Source organism: Arthrobacter sp. T572, from assembly GCF_056780115.1.
Window position 1 is genome coordinate 920,981 of the sequence record NZ_JBRAZQ010000002.1, and the last position, 15,356, is coordinate 936,336.

Genomic DNA, 15,356 nt, shown 5'->3' on the forward strand with positions numbered 1-15,356 from the left:
ATCGCTCGATGCTTGGCCACGGATTGGCCTTACGAACACCACCAGGTGAGGACTTTGTGCTTGAATCCGTGACTTCCGTCGCCTTGGCCAGCGCCATGGATGCGCTGTCGTTGCGCCAGCGGACCATCGCGAACAACATCGCGAACATCAACACCCCCAATTACACGGCCAAGAGGGTCTCTTTCGAGGACCAGCTCGCGGCCTCCGTGCAGTCCGGGGACGGCAGCGTCAACGCCACGATTTCCCCGTCGGATGAGCCGACCCGCACTGATGGCAACAACGTCAACCTGGACACCGAGACCATGTCCAACATCGATACCGTGCTGCGCTACCAGTTCGCTGCGCGGGCAGTTGCCGGTGAGTTCACGTCCCTTCGCACGGCGTTGAGGACAAACTGATGACTTTTGACGCAATTGGCATTGCGGGCTCGGCGCTGACTGTCCACCGAAAGTGGCTCGATGCTGTGTCCGACAACCTGGCCAACATGAACAACGCTGCCAGTACGGACGGCGAGGTCTTCCGCGCCCGCTACATCGAGGCCGCCGAGGGCAACGACGGCCAGGGCGTTTATGTGAAGAGCACGCCCCTGGGCGACGCCACGGGAAGGATCGTCTACCAGCCGGACCACCCTCTGGCGGACGCGAACGGGAACGTGAAGTACCCGGAGATCGACCTCTCCGAACAAATGGGAACCCTGATCATCGCCCAGCGCGGCTACCAAGCCAACGCCCAGGTGGTTGATCGCGCCCGCGAAACGTACCTGGCAGCGCTCGAGATCGGAAAATCCTGATGTCCTTAGGGCCCATTGAGAGCGTCCAGGGTGTCAGCGGCACAGGGTACGCCGGGACCGCCAAGCCGACCAGCGCCGGGGGTGACTTCGGCACCGCCCTGACTGGCGCCGTCGACGATTTGCAGTCCCTGCAGTCGGCCTCGAAGGAACTGGCCGTGTCTGCTGTGACAGGGAACCTTGACGATATCCACAAAGCAACCCTCGCTGCCACGCGAGCCCAGGTGACGTTCGAACTGGTGGCAGCCGTGCGGAACAAGGGTGTTGACGCGTTCAACGAGATCATGAGGATGCAGGCCTGATGCCACCGGCGATTTCACGGTTTTTCCGTAAACTCGGCAGCGGTGTGCAGGCGTTCAGCCCTGCCCAACGAACGCTGGCCATCCTGGGTGTTGCCGTGCTGGCCCTCGGCGGGGTGGCACTGGCTGCGTGGCTGGGAAAGCCCGCCTATTCTCCGTTGTTCTCCGGTTTGAAGGACACGGACGCCAACAGCATCGTGGAGCAGCTCCGCAAGGACAACGTCCCCTACGAGTTGAGCAACGGCGGTTCCACCATCCTCGTCCCCGAGGACAAGGTGTACGACGAGCGCTTGAAGGCCGCAGCTGCCGGCTTGCCGACCGCCGCGGCCACGGGTTATTCGTTGCTGGACAAACTGGGCGTGACGTCGTCGGAGTTCCAGCAGTCAGTGACGTACAAACGGGCCCTTGAAGGGGAGCTCAGCACCACGATCCAGGCCATGGACGGCGTGAAGTCCGCAGCCGTGCAGCTCGCTGTTCCGGAAAAGTCGGTGTTTGTTTCCACCACTCCGGAGGCCACGGCCTCGGTGTTCGTCGAGACCCAGCCGGGTACCACGCTGTCCTCGGACAAGGTCCAGGCGATTGTGCACCTGACCTCCGCCGCCATTGAAAACCTGAAGCCCACCAATGTGTCGGTGGTGGATTCACAGGGCAATGTCCTCTCCACGGTTGGCGGGGGAGCCACGGGGTCCTCGTCCAAGCAGGCAACGGACTATCAGCAGCGCACGTCGGAGGCGGTCCGCACGGTGCTCGACAGCGTGGTTGGCCCGGGCAACTCGACCGTGGCGGTGGCTGCCGATGTCACCGCCGAGTCGGCCCAGCAGCGCAGTGAAACTTTCACTCCTGCTGCCAATACGCCGGCACTGAGTGAGTCCACCAAGACCGAGAACTACACGGGCACAGGCGGCGGTGCTGCCGGTGTCCTGGGGCCGGACAACATCGCGGTCCCGGGAGGAACGGCTGCCAACGGTTCCTACGAATCCAGCGACACCACCAGGAACAACGCGGTCAACAAGGTCACCGAAGACCGGACCATCCCGCAGGGCGCAGTCAAGCGCCAGACCATTTCCGTGGCCATCAACCAGTCCGCCGCCGGGGGAGTCAACGTAGACTCGGTGCGCGCCCTGGTGACATCGGCCGCCGGAATCGACGCCGCACGCGGGGACGTGGTGACCGTGGAAGTCCTTCCCTTCAGCACCGCGGCGGCAGACAAAGCTGCCGAAGCGCTCGGAGCTGCCCAGGCGGACGCCGAAGCGGCCAAGGACGCAGCGCTCATGAACACGCTCATCATGGCCGGAAGCATCATGCTCGCAGCCATTGCCCTGATCGTGACCGTGTTGATCATGCTCAAGCGCCGCCAACGCAGGGAACCCGTGGACCTTGGTGAACGCCCCGACTTCGACGCCCTGCCCGAGGCCATCCCCGCTCCGGCGATCGCAGGTCCGCCCACGACGGCGATCGAACTCACCTCCATCCAACCCGTGGCTCCACTGGAACCTACCCCGGCCCTCCCGCCCCCGGCGTCCGAGGCCCTGGACGGCGACCTCAAGCGTGCCCAAATCGAGGCCATGGTGGCGGACAACCCGGCCCGGACGGCTGAGTACCTCCGAGGGCTTATGGATGAAAGGCAGTCGGTGTGAGCCTCCCGGAAGCCTCAGCACTGAGCGGCGTGCAGAAGGTGGCCGTGGTGTTGATGCAAATGAGTCCGGCCAGTGCCGCTGCGGTCATGGCCCAGTTCTCCGAATCCGAGGCGGAGGACATTGCCGCCGAGATCGTCCGTCTTCGCCGCGTTTCCTCCGTTGTTGCGGACCATGTGATCAACGAGTTCCACGGACTGGCCGTCAGCGGCCGCCGCACGGCCCGTGGTGGCCAGGAATTCGCCGTCGGACTCCTGGAAGCGTCCTTCGGCGCCGACAAAGCCGCAGGTTTCATGGACCGCCTCGCCTCCACCATGGCCGGGAAATCCTTCGAGTTCCTGGAAATGATGGACCCCGGGCAAATCCTGGCCTTGATCGACGGCGAGCTGCCGCAGACCATTGCGCTGATCCTCGCCCACCTGCGTCCGGGGAAGGCCTCCGCGGTCATGTCGGGGCTGGGGGACGCCCAACGCATCGAGGTTGCCCGGAGCATCGCGACCATGGGTTCGGCCTCGCCGGAAGCCGTGGGAATCGTAGCCGAAACACTCAAGCTCCGTGCCGGCGCAGTGATGTCCCAGCGGAAGACCAACGAGGTTGTCGGCGGAATCCAGCCCCTGGTGGACATCATCAACCGCTCCGACGTCAACACCGAGCGGTCCGTGCTCGATGGCCTGGGCACGCTCGATCCGGACCTGGCCACCGAAGTACGGGCCCGGATGCTCACGTTCGTGGACATCGTGAAACTGGAACCGAGGGATATCCAGCAGATCCTCCGTGGCGTCAGTGCCAGCGTCCTGGCCGTTGCCATGAAGGGCGCTCCGCCGGTTGTCCTGGACACGATTCGCGCCAACATGTCCGGCCGCAACCTGGAAATCCTGGAATCGGAGATGAACGCCTCCGGTCCCGTCCGTGCCTCGCAGGTTGAGGAAGCCCGGGCTGACATCGTGCGGTCCATCCGTGAACTCGAGGCCGAGGGCGCAATCGTAGTCCGGCGCGGGGATGAGGACGACTTTGTCTACTGAGCCCTACACACGCGTCACGTTTCCGGTCCTGAGCGCCGGGCAACCCGCCGCGGACCGCGGCTTCACCCAGGGCCACGCGGCCGGATACGCCGCCGGAATGCAGGCCGCCGCGGCAGAACAGCGCCGGTTGCGGGAACAGCTGCTGGCTGAGCATCGGGACATGCTCGACGCCGGACGCTCGGCTGTGGCGCACGCCGTGGCCGTTTTGGGGGCCGCAGCTGAGGCGGCGCAGCGTCGGCAGGAGGTTTCCGTGGCCGCGGCAGAGGACGTGCTGGCCGCCGGTGCGCTGGATCTCGCGGAAGCAATCCTCGGCTACGAGCTTGCCGACGGCCACCGGACAGCCCGCGCCGCACTCAACCGTGCCCTCGGGCAGCCTGACGCAACCGTGACCGTGGTTCGCCTGCACCCGGGCGACGTGGCCGCGTTGGAGGCTGCCGGCGTCGTGCTTCCTCCCGGTGTCGAACTCAAAGCCGATGCCGCACTCAACCCGGGCGACGCGATCGGCGACTATCAACAGGGGTGGATCGACGCACGGCTCGGCGCGGCGCTGGACCGTGCACGCCAGGCGCTGTTGGGAGACCGGGCATGAGGGGCCTGCCTGCGGCACTGGCTGCTGCCGCGCCGCGGAGGGTTGGCACCGTGACTTCGGTGCTGGGCCTGGGCCTGGAGGTTGCCGGGCTGGACTGTGCCGTGGGCGAGCTGGTCACGGTTGGCTCGGGAGCCGGAACGCTCGACGCCGAGGTGGTCGCCTCCGTGCGCGGGGGAGTGCGGTGCATGCCCCTGGGCCGGCTGACAGGTGTCGCCGCGGGGGCTCCTGCACGGGCTGCCGGGAGCCCTGTGCTGGTTCCCACCGGCGAAGGGTTGTTGGGGCGGGTCCTTGATGCGCTGGGCCGGCCGATCGACGGGAAAGGGCCGCTGTCCGTCGCCAACCGGGTGCCGTCGGACCAGGAGGCACCCAATGCCATGCTCCGTGCCCGCATCGATACGCCCCTGCAGACCGGGGTCCGTGTGCTGGACACGCTCTGTACCCTGGGGCGCGGGCAGCGCATGGGCCTGTTCGCCGGCTCGGGCGTCGGCAAGTCCTCGTTGCTGTCCATGGTGGCCCGCGGAACCGATGCCCAAGTGTCCGTGATTGCGCTGGTGGGCGAGCGCGGACGCGAAGTGCGGGAGTTCCTGGAAGACGATCTGGGTGCTGAAGGGCTCGCCCGGTCCGTGGTGGTGGTTGCGACCTCCGACGAGCCTGCCCTCATGCGCCTTCGCGCCGCGGTCACCGCAACCCGGATCGCGGAGTCGTTCCGTGAAGCCGGGCAGGACGTGGTGCTCATGATGGATTCCCTGACCCGCGTGGCCATGGCCCAGCGGGAGATCGGACTCTCAGCAGGTGAGCCGCCCGCGACACGCGGCTACCCGCCGTCGACCTTTTCCGTCCTGGCGAGGCTCCTGGAACGGGCCGGAACCGCGGAAGCCGGCTCCATCACCGGGATCTACACGGTGCTGGTGGACGGCGACGACCACAACGAGCCCATTGCCGACGCCGCCCGCTCGATCCTGGACGGACATGTGGTCCTGGACCGGAAACTCGCGGTCACAGGGCACTTCCCGTCCATCGACGTACTGGGATCGGTGTCCCGCGTGGCGTCCAAAGTCAACGATCCCGCGCACACCGCGCTCGCCGTCGCGTTGCGCCGGGTCCTCGCCGCACGGCGTTCCGCCCAGGACCTGATCGACGTCGGAGCGTACCGGCACGGCAGCAACCCGCTGGTGGACGCGGCCCTGGACAACGAGGCTGCCATCAACCAGTTCCTGCGCCAGGGCATGGACACGTCCTCCCTGTTCGGCGAGTCGTGGGCCTGGCTTTCCCGACTCTCCACCCACTTTGCTTTGGAAGGAGCAGCGTGAACCGACAGTTCTCCCTGGCCGGGTTGTTGAGGCTTCGGCAGGCCGAGCAGAAGGCCGCGGAATCAGGGGTGGCTGCGGCGAACTCGCGGTCTTCCTCACTGCGCGAGCGCCGGGCGGAGGCGCGGTCAGCGATTGCAGATTCGGCCGGGACCGTGGTTGATTCCACCTCACTTATAGGGGTTGCTGCAGCACGTGCCTCCGCGCAGAGCATGCTCGCGGAGCTTGACGCCCTGGCTGCTGCCGCGGATCTCGAGGCTGCCGCTGCGCAGGCTGACTACACTGAGGCGCGCCGCCGGGCTGTTGGGCTCGAGAAACTGGAAACCCGGCACGACACGGCCCTGGTTGCTTCAGAGCTCCGGGCAGAACAGGGTGCCCTGGACGAGATCGCCTCCACAGCGTGGCACAGGAAGGCCGGCTCATGAGCATGGTTGAAGCACTGGGCCGGATCCAGAGCATCGAGGCCTCGCTGCAGCAGTTGGCGGAGCGGTCTTCGGCCGCTGCCTCATCAGCTGCGGCGGCTTCGGCGTCTTCAGCGTCCTCGTCGTCCCTGGCGGCATCGGCAGGCGCTGCTCCGTTCGCTGCGGCGCTCAGTTCGGCGATGGGGACGTCCGGCGCCGCCTCCGTCCTGTCCGCCGTGGGAAGTACGACGCCGGTCCAGGGCTCCGCTGCCACCGTCTCCGGAGGCGGGGGAGCCACGGGCGACGCCGTGGTTGCTGCGGCCAAGAAGTACATCGGGGTGCCCTACGTGTGGGGTGGGACCAACCCGTCCGTGGGCATGGATTGCTCCGGCTTTGTACAGCGCGTGTTCAAGGACCTCGGCGTGGAGCTGCCCCGCGTGGTGAGCGACCAGATGCAGAAAGGCACACCGGTTGCGTCCCTTGCCGAGGCCAAGCCAGGGGATCTCCTGGTCAGCTACGGGGGCGAGCACATCTCCATCTACCTGGGCAACGGCAAGGCTATCGATGCTCCCGTGCCCGGGCAGACCATCCAGATCCGGGATGCCTGGGAGAAGTACTCCAACCTCACGTCCATTCGCAGGATCGTCCCGGCCGGGGGTGCTTGATGCAGGTGGCTTCCTTCTTTGCCGGTGGCGTTCAAGCCGGTTCCGGCGCTCCCGCGGGTCCCGGAGCGGCTGGAGCTTCCGGACCTTCGGATGCTGCGGCTTTCGATGCGATCCTCGGGGCCTTGCTCAGACCGGCATCTGTGGAGGGCGATTCGTCGGTTGGAGCGCCCGCCGGTGAAGTGCCTGGCCGTTTGGACGAATCCTTGCCCGTCAAGCGACTCCTGCCCTCCGATGCACGGGAAGCCACGGCCACCGGTGCTGCCACAGCGGCATATGCGGCGGGTCCACTACAGGCCGGGGCCGCACCTGTGTCCGCCCCTGCGATTCCGGCGGTACCTGTCTTAGCCCCAACGGCACCGACCGCCCTGGGCCCAGGCATACCGCATGACCTGCAGCCGGGCAGCGAATCGGGTCAGGGTGTTGCTGCAGGGGAGTCCTTGGCAGGAGATCCCGGCCTCGGAATTCCTGGCCGTTTCGATGAGTCCCTGCCCGTTAGGCGACTCCTGGCGTCCAGCCCGCAGCAAGGCATCGAACCGGCGGGAGTTTTCGCAGACGTACCCTTGGCTTCAGTCGGGGCAACGCCCGGGGGAACGGCTGGCGTAACGTCCGCTCGCACCGGCTCAGCCGAGGCCACGCATGACCAATTCGTGGGTTCACTGCCGGGTGTGCCGCTCGCGCGGCATGACCTGCAGCAGCCGGGCATCGAGGCGGGCCAGGGTATTGCGGTAGGAGACACCGGCGTCGCAGCAACGCCGGACGTGGACGACTCCCTTCCCGCACGACGACTCCGGCCCGCCGGTGCGCAAGTGTCCGTCGAAGGGGGCAAGGCCGGTGCCACCGGAATGCCGGGGCCCGGAACAGCCAGTGCCATGCCTGACGGGGCCCAAGGGAGTGCCTTCCCGCAGGAAAGCACGCCTGCCGGCAGGGGAGCCGGATCGCCGCTCTCCGGCTACGCACCCGCAGCCACGGACGCAATAGCCGCCGAAGCAACCGAACCGGAAAGCAAAGCCCACAACTTGGTCCCGATGTTCGGCGCGCACCACACCCGGCAGCCCGGCATTGAGCCAGCCGATGCTGCTTCAATCCAGCCAGCCCCCGGCGTCCCCCAGCCAGCCACACCGGGAGTCCCCGCACCCACGCAGGCAGCTCCCGGCGTCGTACTTCATGCCCAACCGCACCCAGGCATGCAGCCGCAACCACCGACCCCGCACCAGCCCCTGACCCACCAGCTCGCCCAACCCCTGTTTACGCTGGCATCGGGCAATCCGGGGGAGCACGTGATGACGCTGCAGGTCTCACCCGAGGAGCTGGGTCCGCTGACGGTGAGGGCGCACATCGACAGCACGGGTGTGCGGATCGAGTTGTTCGCCGCCGGGGACGCAGGCCGGGAAGCCGTTCGCCACGTGCTGCCGGAATTGCGCCGCGGCCTGGAGGATTCCGGGGCGAGCCTGAGCCTGTCGTCGCAGAACAGCCCACAGGACGCCCCCAAGGACACGGGAGCGGGCAGCAGGCAGCATGGGCACGCCGGGTACCACGGCACCTTGCGTTCCGGTCCAACAGAGGCAGTGGAAACAGCACCTGACCCGCAACAAGCACAGAGCCCCAACCAACTGGACATCCTCGTCTGATGTGAAGGAGAGAACAGCATGACCATCGAAGCCATCCCCAGTGCTGTCCAGGCCAACAGCGGCCAAACCGTCCGCAAGCCCGTCCAGACGATGGACTCCGAGGTTTTCATGAAGCTCCTCGTGACGCAGCTGAGGTACCAGGATCCCAGCGCCCCCATGGACACCAACCAGATGATGAGCCAGTCGGTACAGCTGTCCATGATGGAGAAAATGACCGAACTCACCGCGGGGTCCAAGGAGAGCTTCTCCCTGCAGATGCGCATGGCCGCCGCGCAGATTATCGGCACCACCGTGGACTACGCGCTCGCTGACGGAACCACAGGCTCGGGAAAAGCAAGCTCCGTGTCCTTCGCTGACGGGGTTCCGCTGGTCAGCGTCGGCGACCAAAAGGTGCCCTTGGACAGCATTACCGGCATCACCGCCTAAGCACAGACAACACCCAGACCCCCGAAGAAAGGCAACACCATGCTCCGTTCGCTGTACTCCGGAATTTCCGGCCTCCGCGCCCACCAGACCATGCTCGACGTCACCGGCAACAACATTGCCAACGTCAACACCACGGGCTTCAAGTCCTCCTCAGCGCAGTTCCAGGACACCTTGTCCCAGCTGACCCAGGGTGCTGCAGCGCCGCAGCCCGAGGCCGGTGGCTCCAACCCCGCACAGGTGGGCCTGGGAGTCAGGGTGGCCGGTATCAGCACAAATTTTGGCCAGGGCTCATCGCAGAGCACGGGCCGTGGGACCGACCTGATGATTTCGGGTGAGGGCTTCTTCGTCACCGCGAAGGGAACCCAGCAGTTCTACACGCGTGCGGGCAACTTCCAGCTGGATGCTGCGGGCCGCTTGACCGCGCCCGACGGCGGCATCCTCCAGGGCTGGTCCGCCGCCAACGGCGCGTTGAACGTTGGAGGACTCACGGGGCCGATCACGTTGTCCCCGAACACGACGGCTCCGGCGGTGGCAACCACAACGGCAGCCCTGGGCGGGAACCTGCCGTCCGACGCAGCCGTGGGCACGTCGTTGGAGCGGCAGGTCAAGGTATTTGACGGCAACGGTGCAGAACGTGCCCTCACCCTCACCTTCAGCCGCACGAACACCGGATGGAGCGTGGCGGGCGCCGACGCCAACGGTGCGACGGGTTCGGGCAACCTCACTTTCGCCAACGGTGCACTGACCTCCGGTGGATCCTTGACCGTTGGCGGGATCACCGTGGATCTCGGCGCTGTCACCGGGTTTGCGCAGATGAGCACCCTCACGGTCACAGGCCACAACGGGGCGGAGGCCGGCAAACTTGAGTCGTTCACCCTTGCTGCCGACGGATCCTTGGTGGGTGCCTTCAGCAACGGCAGCACGCAGGTCCTGGCCCGCGTTGCCTTGGCCCGCTTCACCAACGCCGAGGGCCTTGAGAAGGCCGGCGGGTCGTCCTACGTTGCCACGGCCAATTCGGGTGCAGCCCAGCTGGGTGTTCCCGGCGACGCAGGCCTGGGTTCCCTCAGCTCGGGTTCCTTGGAGATGTCCAACGTGGACCTGTCCCAGGAGTTCACCAACCTGATCGTGGCCCAGCGCGGCTTCCAGGCCAACGCCCGCATCATCACCACCTCGGATGAAGTTCTCCAGGAACTGAGCAACCTGAAGCGCTAGATCCTTGGATTCCTGCCCTTGTCCTCTCCATCAGGGAGGGCAGGGGCAGGTTTCGTTAACAGGCCCTAACGCTGCGCCGCGACCGGCCGATGGTAGGAAGTACACCCACCCCAAGCCAAAGCAGAACAGCACATGATCGTTGTCACCCGCCTCAACGGCACACGTTTCGCCGTCAATCCGGACATCCTGGAGCGCATCCATGAAAGCCCGGACACCCATTTGGTGACGCTCGACGGCGCCGCTTACGTGGTGCGCGAATCGCTGGTTGAGGTGGTGGAACTGATCGCGGAATACCGTGCGGGTGTGCTGCGGCGGGCGCAGGACCTGCCGCGGACCGTCGGCTACCCGCTCAGCCTGGTGCCACCGGCGTCCACGGAACCGGAAAACCCGACCACTCCCCGAAACGGAAGGTAGCCCTGTGACAATCATCGGCCTGCTGCTCGCCTTTGCCTCCGTGGTGGTCATGGTCACCCTGGAACATGCCAACCTGATGTCCCTGCTCCTCCCTGCGCCCATGGTGTTGGTGTTCGGCGCAACCATTGCCGTGGGGCTGGCCGGGAACACCCTCCCCGATGTCATCCAGTCGTTCAAGCAGGTCCCCAAGGTCTTCGTGGGCAAGCCCGCCAAGGCCGGTGCGAGCATCGATGAGCTGGTCCGCCTCGCGGAAAAGGCCCGCAGCGATGGACTCCTGTCCCTGGAGGAGGAAGCCAACAGTGCCAAGGATCCGTTTCTGGCGCGCTCGCTCCAGAACATTGCGGACGGAACCGACGCCGAGGAACTCCGGCTCCTCATGGAAGACGAGATCGACACCCGCATGCGCGCGGACCATGTGGCCTCCAAGTTCTTCGCGGCCTTGGGCGGGTATGCGCCAACCATCGGCATTATCGGAACCGTGGTCTCGCTGACGCATGTGCTCGAAAACCTCTCCTCGCCGGACCATCTTGGACCGATGATCGCGGCAGCCTTCGTTGCCACCCTGTGGGGCCTCCTGTCTGCCAACTTCATCTGGCTCCCGATCAGTTCCAAGCTCAAGCGCCTGTCCGAGCTTGAGGTGGAGCGGATGAACCTCCTCATGGAAGGCCTCCTCGCGGTACAAAACGGCACCCAGCCGCTGCTGCTCGCCGAACGCCTGCGCGCCATGGTTCCGGCCGACCCCAAGGGCAAGGCCAAGGACGCGAACAACAAAACCAACGACGGCGGCAAGACCGGCAAGCTGACAGCCTCCAGGGCCGCATGAGGTCGCGCAGGAAACGTGGGGCGCAACCCGAAGAGCACCACGTCGACGAACGCTGGATGGCCTCCTACATGGATATGGTCACGGTGCTCATGTGCATGTTCATCGTGCTCTTTGCCATGTCGTCGGTGGACCAGATCAAGTTCGAGAAGCTCCGCAATTCCCTGGCCACGGGTTTCGGTACGGAGATCAGCCAGAAAGTGGATACCGCCAGTGGCGTGGTGGTTCCCGGCGAACTGACTACGGCCAACGGAGAGGGTTTCTCGCCGCTGGACCTGGCGACCCAGGAAGTCACCAAGCTCACCGCCCTCCAAGGGACCATGCAGGCCCAGCTTCAGTCGCAGGGGCTGGATAAGAACGTGGAGTTCGTAGTGGGGGAGCGCGGACTCACGGTCAAGCTCGTTGGCTCGCAGACGTTCTTCCAACCGGACATGCCGGACCTGACACCCAAAGCCCTCCAGATCCTGAAGGCCATTGCACCTACCGTAGTTGGGTCCGGCTTGGAAGTAATGATTGAGGGCCACGCAGCCAAGGGCTATACCGCCTATGCCTCCACCTGGGAACTTTCAGCGGCGAGGTCGGTGAATGTCCTGCGATATTTCGTGGACCAATCCGGCATGCCACCGGGCAGGATAGGGGCGGTGGCTTTCGGTGCAGCCAGGCAGGTCACGGACGACTCCACGGAAGAGCTCATGGAACTCAATCGTCGCGTTGACATTGTGCTCGTCTCCGACCGTCCGGAGGACATCCGTGCATTGATTCCCAACGCACTGGAAGAACAGACCAAGGATTCAGCCGCGGCGGCAAAGGCCAAGTAGCCGCCCGTCTGAAACCGGCAGAAAAATCGCCTTACGTCCGCAACTTAAGGGCCGATAGTGCCGTCCGTGGGAGAACAGGAAGATCGCGCGGCGGACCGGCAGCGCACTGTGGACGTCTATGACTTCCGCAGGCCCACCACCTTGCCACGCCAGCACAGCCGTGTCCTGGAAGTCGCGTTCGAGACGTTCGCCCGCCAGTGGGGAACCCAGCTGACGGCCAAGGTCCGGCTCAAGTCCACGGCGACCCTGGAACACCTCAGCATGCAGAGCTACGACGAGTACTCTGCTTCGTTGCCCTCGGTCACGTCCATGGTGTTGTGCCGGATCGAGGACACCGATTCCCGGCTCGTCATCCAGTTCCCGGCAACCGCGGCGTTGACCTGGCTCAGCCGGATGCTGGGTGGTTCCACGGACTCGGCCGTCCCGGAACGCAAGTTCACGCAGATCGAGCACGCCCTTCTCAGCCGCATGGTGGAGGAAGTCCTTGAGGACCTGAAGTACTCCCTCGGCAACCTCTTGACGCAGTCCGTGACCATGGATGGCATCCAGTACAACTCCCAGTTCGCCCAGGCTGCCGCGCCGTCCGAGCTGATGATCGTTGCCGGATTCAGCGTGAACGTGGGCGGGACCCAGTGCGCGTCCACGCTGGCTGTTCCGGCAGATGTCCTCCTCTCCAGGCTGGGCGATGTCAATCCCACGGTCCACAGCCTCGACAACGAGGCCCTCGTCCGGGCCCAACTCGCCCAGGTGCCGGTGGATGTCGCCATCCAGTTGACCCCAGCGCAGGTGACTCCCGCGCAGATCCTGGCCCTCGCCGTCGGCGATGTCCTGCCGCTGCCGCACCTGGAGAACCGGCCGTTCGACGTCGCCATCAACGGCACCCGCCTGGCCACCGCGGCCGCTGCCCGCCACGGGTCGCGGGCCGCCGCTGTCATTGTCACTACCGAGGAGCACCAACGATGAGCATTACCTTGACCCTGCAGGAAGCGGCAGCGGAACGACTGGCGCAGCACTTGCCGGCTTCCTCGCTGCTGACCGTGGCGGGCATCGTTCCTGCCGACGTTGCCGCTCCGTATGCGTCACCGGCGGTGACTGCAACATTCGTGGGAGCTTCCACGGCCGATTTTGCTCTCCTGCTCGTGGACAACTCGTTCCTCGCCCCTGCCGGGGGCGCCGTTGCGGGCGCGCAGATTTCAGCCGGCGACGTCCTGCGTCCCGCTCTGGAACAGGCCGCATCAGCGTTCGACGCCGGCGTGCTGGGGGAGTTGCGGGAGGAAGATGCCGCCGGGCTGCTGCAGGACCCGTCCACGGTGGTGTTCGAGCTCAGTGACGGGGGAACGGCATTCGGCTGGTTCGCTGTCCGCGTGCGGGATAACGACGGCGGTTCCTCCCGGGGCGGGCAGGATGACCTGGGTGCCCGCCTGGGCCTCATCAGCAACGTGGAAATGGCGCTGACCGTGGAGATCGGCCGGACCCGGATGTCGGTGCGGGACGCCCTTGCGCTGGAACCGGGCAAGGTGATCGAACTGGACCGATCCGCGGGCGCACCTGCCGATGTCCTGCTCAACGGACGCCTGATTGCCCATGGGGAAGTAGTTGTGGTGGACCAGGACTACGCTGTCCGGATCACCCGCATCCTGGACGGGGCAGAGGGAACGCTGTAGATGGATTCATTCATCCTCGGGCTGCGGGTGGTGGTGGCCCTCGGTGCCGTGCTGGCAGTGATCTGGCTCCTGCAGCGCAGGCTCGGTAAAGGCAAGGGACGGCGTCGTGCCGATTCCACGCTGTCCGTGGTGAGCCGCCAGGCTGTGGGCCAGAAGGCTTCCGTGGTGGTGGTCGATGCCGGGGACAAACGATTCCTGTTGGGCGTGACCGAGCACAATGTCACGGTGCTGCACAGCAGCGATGCTCCGGCAGTGCCCGCGGACGACATCGAACCCGTCCAGCCGAAGGTCATCGGGGAACAAAGCTTCGCCCAGCTTTTCCGGCAGGCGTCCGGGGACCAGGTGCCCCGCACTGAACTGGTGACCGGACAGATTCCCGTGGTCCGCCGTCGGGCTGAACTGCATCGTGGCACGCCTGCTCAGACCCATCCGCTGCACGGCTCCATCCTTTCTGCCTCCACGTGGCGCCAGGCCTCCGATGCCTTCAGGGGACGCCGCAATTGATCCGTTCCGCTTGTTCCGGGGTCCCCGGCGCCGGCCGGGCAACAGCGCGGCCGGGAGCGACAGCACGGCCCTGGCTGACCAACCGGGTGTGGCTTGTGGCGCTGTCGGCCGTCCTCTTCACTGCGGTTTTGCTGTGGCTTGGAACGACTGCGGCGAACGCTGCGCCCATCGACCCCACGCAGCCCACTCCGCCAACCTCTCCGGCGGACCCGGGATCCGGCGGTAACGTCAGCATCAACATCAACGGCCTGGACGGAACGCCTTCCTCGGCCGTGGTCACCCTGATCGGCATCACGCTGTTGTCCGTGGCTCCGGCGCTGCTTTTGATGATGACGTCCTTCACCAAGATCTTCGTGGTGCTGGCCATGACCCGCAATGCCTTGTCTCTCCCGGCGATCCCGCCCAACCAGGTCCTGGCCGGCCTGGCCCTCTTCCTGTCCTTGTTCGTCATGTGGCCGGTCGTTTCGGACATCAACACGGTGGCGGTGCAGCCATATTTGAATGGCGGCCTGGACTTCAACGGAGCCATGTCCGCGGGTTGGACGCCGCTGCAGCACTTCATGCTGGCCCATACCCGGGAAGAGGACATCGCCCTCATGACGCGGGCTGCAAACATGGAGAACCCGGCCAACCCCGAAGCCGTCCCGTTGCAGACCCTGGTCCCGGCGTTCATGATCTCCGAACTGCGGGCTGCCTTCATCATCGGCTTCGTGATTTTCATTCCTTTCCTGGTCATTGACCTCGTGGTCTCGGCAGCGTTGATGTCCATGGGCATGATGATGCTTCCGCCGGTGATGATTTCCCTGCCCTTCAAGATCCTTTTGTTCGTCCTGGTTGACGGTTGGGGCCTGGTGATCACGTCCCTGATCCAGAGCTATTCGAGCGGCTGATGGATACCAACGCAGTCCTGGACATCTGCCTCCAGGCCATGATTGTCGCCGCCAAGCTGGCCGCGCCCACGCTCGTCACCGCCCTGGTGGTGGGTTTGGCCATTTCCCTCCTGCAGTCCATCACCCAGTTGCAGGAGGCAACGCTGTCCTTTGTGCCCAAGGCTGTCGCCGTGGCCATCGCCTTGGTGGTCTGCGGGCATTGGATGATCTCGGAAATGGTCACCTTTACCAACGAGCTCTTCACCCGCATCCCCGGACTGATCGGTGGCGCGTGAG

General features: G+C 65.6%; 20 protein-coding genes. All 20 read left to right on the forward strand.

Going from position 1 to position 15,356, the window contains the following annotated elements; translation table 11 throughout:
* Window positions 1-56: 56 nt before the first annotated feature.
* The 20 genes from ACUYMZ_RS05500 (at window position 57) to fliQ (ending at window position 15,355) form a co-directional block, all read left to right on the forward strand.
* The gene (locus ACUYMZ_RS05500; RefSeq protein WP_426006121.1) at window positions 57-398 is read left to right on the forward strand and encodes a flagellar basal body rod protein FlgB; all 342 of its coding nucleotides are present in this window, start codon (window positions 57-59) and stop codon (window positions 396-398) included.
* A complete protein-coding gene (locus ACUYMZ_RS05505) occupies window positions 398-790 on the forward strand; it encodes a flagellar basal body rod protein FlgC (protein WP_426006122.1) in 393 nt (130 codons plus the stop codon). Before ACUYMZ_RS05500 ends, ACUYMZ_RS05505 begins: the two co-directional genes overlap by 1 nt.
* Window positions 790-1,089, forward strand: a complete 300-nt coding sequence (fliE, locus tag ACUYMZ_RS05510; protein WP_426006123.1) for a flagellar hook-basal body complex protein FliE — start codon at window positions 790-792, stop codon at window positions 1,087-1,089. Before ACUYMZ_RS05505 ends, fliE begins: the two co-directional genes overlap by 1 nt.
* A complete protein-coding gene (gene fliF / locus ACUYMZ_RS05515) occupies window positions 1,089-2,723 on the forward strand; it encodes a flagellar basal-body MS-ring/collar protein FliF (protein ID WP_481602362.1) in 1,635 nt (544 codons plus the stop codon). Before fliE ends, fliF begins: the two co-directional genes overlap by 1 nt.
* Window positions 2,720-3,742 carry a flagellar motor switch protein FliG gene (gene fliG / locus ACUYMZ_RS05520; RefSeq protein ID WP_481602363.1) on the forward strand — a complete coding sequence of 341 codons (1,023 nt, stop codon included), beginning with the start codon at window positions 2,720-2,722 and terminating at the stop codon, window positions 3,740-3,742. The genes fliF and fliG overlap by 4 nt, the downstream gene beginning before the upstream one ends.
* Entirely contained in the window at window positions 3,732-4,331 is a 600-nt protein-coding gene (locus ACUYMZ_RS05525) for a FliH/SctL family protein (protein WP_481602364.1), read from the forward strand. The genes fliG and ACUYMZ_RS05525 overlap by 11 nt, the downstream gene beginning before the upstream one ends.
* Window positions 4,328-5,641: a FliI/YscN family ATPase gene (locus ACUYMZ_RS05530; protein WP_481602365.1), complete on the forward strand. Its 1,314-nt coding sequence runs from the start codon at window positions 4,328-4,330 to the stop codon at window positions 5,639-5,641. The genes ACUYMZ_RS05525 and ACUYMZ_RS05530 overlap by 4 nt, the downstream gene beginning before the upstream one ends.
* Window positions 5,638-6,063, forward strand: a complete 426-nt coding sequence (locus tag ACUYMZ_RS05535; RefSeq protein ID WP_481602366.1) for a flagellar FliJ family protein — start codon at window positions 5,638-5,640, stop codon at window positions 6,061-6,063. The genes ACUYMZ_RS05530 and ACUYMZ_RS05535 overlap by 4 nt, the downstream gene beginning before the upstream one ends.
* A complete protein-coding gene (locus ACUYMZ_RS05540) occupies window positions 6,060-6,704 on the forward strand; it encodes a C40 family peptidase (RefSeq protein WP_481602367.1) in 645 nt (214 codons plus the stop codon). Before ACUYMZ_RS05535 ends, ACUYMZ_RS05540 begins: the two co-directional genes overlap by 4 nt.
* Entirely contained in the window at window positions 6,704-8,332 is a 1,629-nt protein-coding gene (locus ACUYMZ_RS05545; protein WP_481602368.1) for a flagellar hook-length control protein FliK, read from the forward strand. The genes ACUYMZ_RS05540 and ACUYMZ_RS05545 overlap by 1 nt, the downstream gene beginning before the upstream one ends.
* Window positions 8,333-8,350: 18 nt before the next feature.
* Window positions 8,351-8,758, forward strand: a complete 408-nt coding sequence (locus ACUYMZ_RS05550) for a flagellar hook assembly protein FlgD (RefSeq protein ID WP_481602369.1) — start codon at window positions 8,351-8,353, stop codon at window positions 8,756-8,758.
* 39 nt (window positions 8,759-8,797) lie between these two features.
* Window positions 8,798-9,970 carry a flagellar hook protein FlgE gene (locus ACUYMZ_RS05555; RefSeq protein ID WP_442424744.1) on the forward strand — a complete coding sequence of 391 codons (1,173 nt, stop codon included), beginning with the start codon at window positions 8,798-8,800 and terminating at the stop codon, window positions 9,968-9,970.
* A gap of 132 nt (window positions 9,971-10,102) precedes the next feature.
* Window positions 10,103-10,384, forward strand: a complete 282-nt coding sequence (locus ACUYMZ_RS05560) for a flagellar FlbD family protein (protein WP_481602370.1) — start codon at window positions 10,103-10,105, stop codon at window positions 10,382-10,384.
* Between the two features lie 49 nt (window positions 10,385-10,433).
* Window positions 10,434-11,207 (forward strand): motility protein A, encoded by a 774-nt coding sequence (locus ACUYMZ_RS05565; protein WP_481605820.1) that lies wholly within the window; start codon window positions 10,434-10,436, stop codon window positions 11,205-11,207.
* A complete protein-coding gene (locus ACUYMZ_RS05570) occupies window positions 11,204-12,022 on the forward strand; it encodes an OmpA/MotB family protein (protein ID WP_426006133.1) in 819 nt (272 codons plus the stop codon). The genes ACUYMZ_RS05565 and ACUYMZ_RS05570 overlap by 4 nt, the downstream gene beginning before the upstream one ends.
* 66 nt (window positions 12,023-12,088) lie before the next feature.
* Window positions 12,089-12,985, forward strand: coding sequence for a flagellar motor switch protein FliM (locus tag ACUYMZ_RS05575; protein WP_481602371.1), 897 nt, complete (start codon window positions 12,089-12,091; stop codon window positions 12,983-12,985).
* Window positions 12,982-13,686 carry a flagellar motor switch protein FliN gene (fliN, locus tag ACUYMZ_RS05580; protein ID WP_481602372.1) on the forward strand — a complete coding sequence of 235 codons (705 nt, stop codon included), beginning with the start codon at window positions 12,982-12,984 and terminating at the stop codon, window positions 13,684-13,686. The genes ACUYMZ_RS05575 and fliN overlap by 4 nt, the downstream gene beginning before the upstream one ends.
* A complete protein-coding gene (gene fliO, locus ACUYMZ_RS05585) occupies window positions 13,687-14,190 on the forward strand; it encodes a flagellar biosynthetic protein FliO (RefSeq protein ID WP_481602373.1) in 504 nt (167 codons plus the stop codon).
* Between the two features lie 95 nt (window positions 14,191-14,285).
* Window positions 14,286-15,080 (forward strand): flagellar type III secretion system pore protein FliP, encoded by a 795-nt coding sequence (gene fliP / locus ACUYMZ_RS05590; protein ID WP_481602374.1) that lies wholly within the window; start codon window positions 14,286-14,288, stop codon window positions 15,078-15,080.
* Window positions 15,080-15,355, forward strand: a complete 276-nt coding sequence (gene fliQ, locus ACUYMZ_RS05595; RefSeq protein WP_387438055.1) for a flagellar biosynthesis protein FliQ — start codon at window positions 15,080-15,082, stop codon at window positions 15,353-15,355. The genes fliP and fliQ overlap by 1 nt, the downstream gene beginning before the upstream one ends.
* Window position 15,356: the final 1 nt, after the last annotated feature.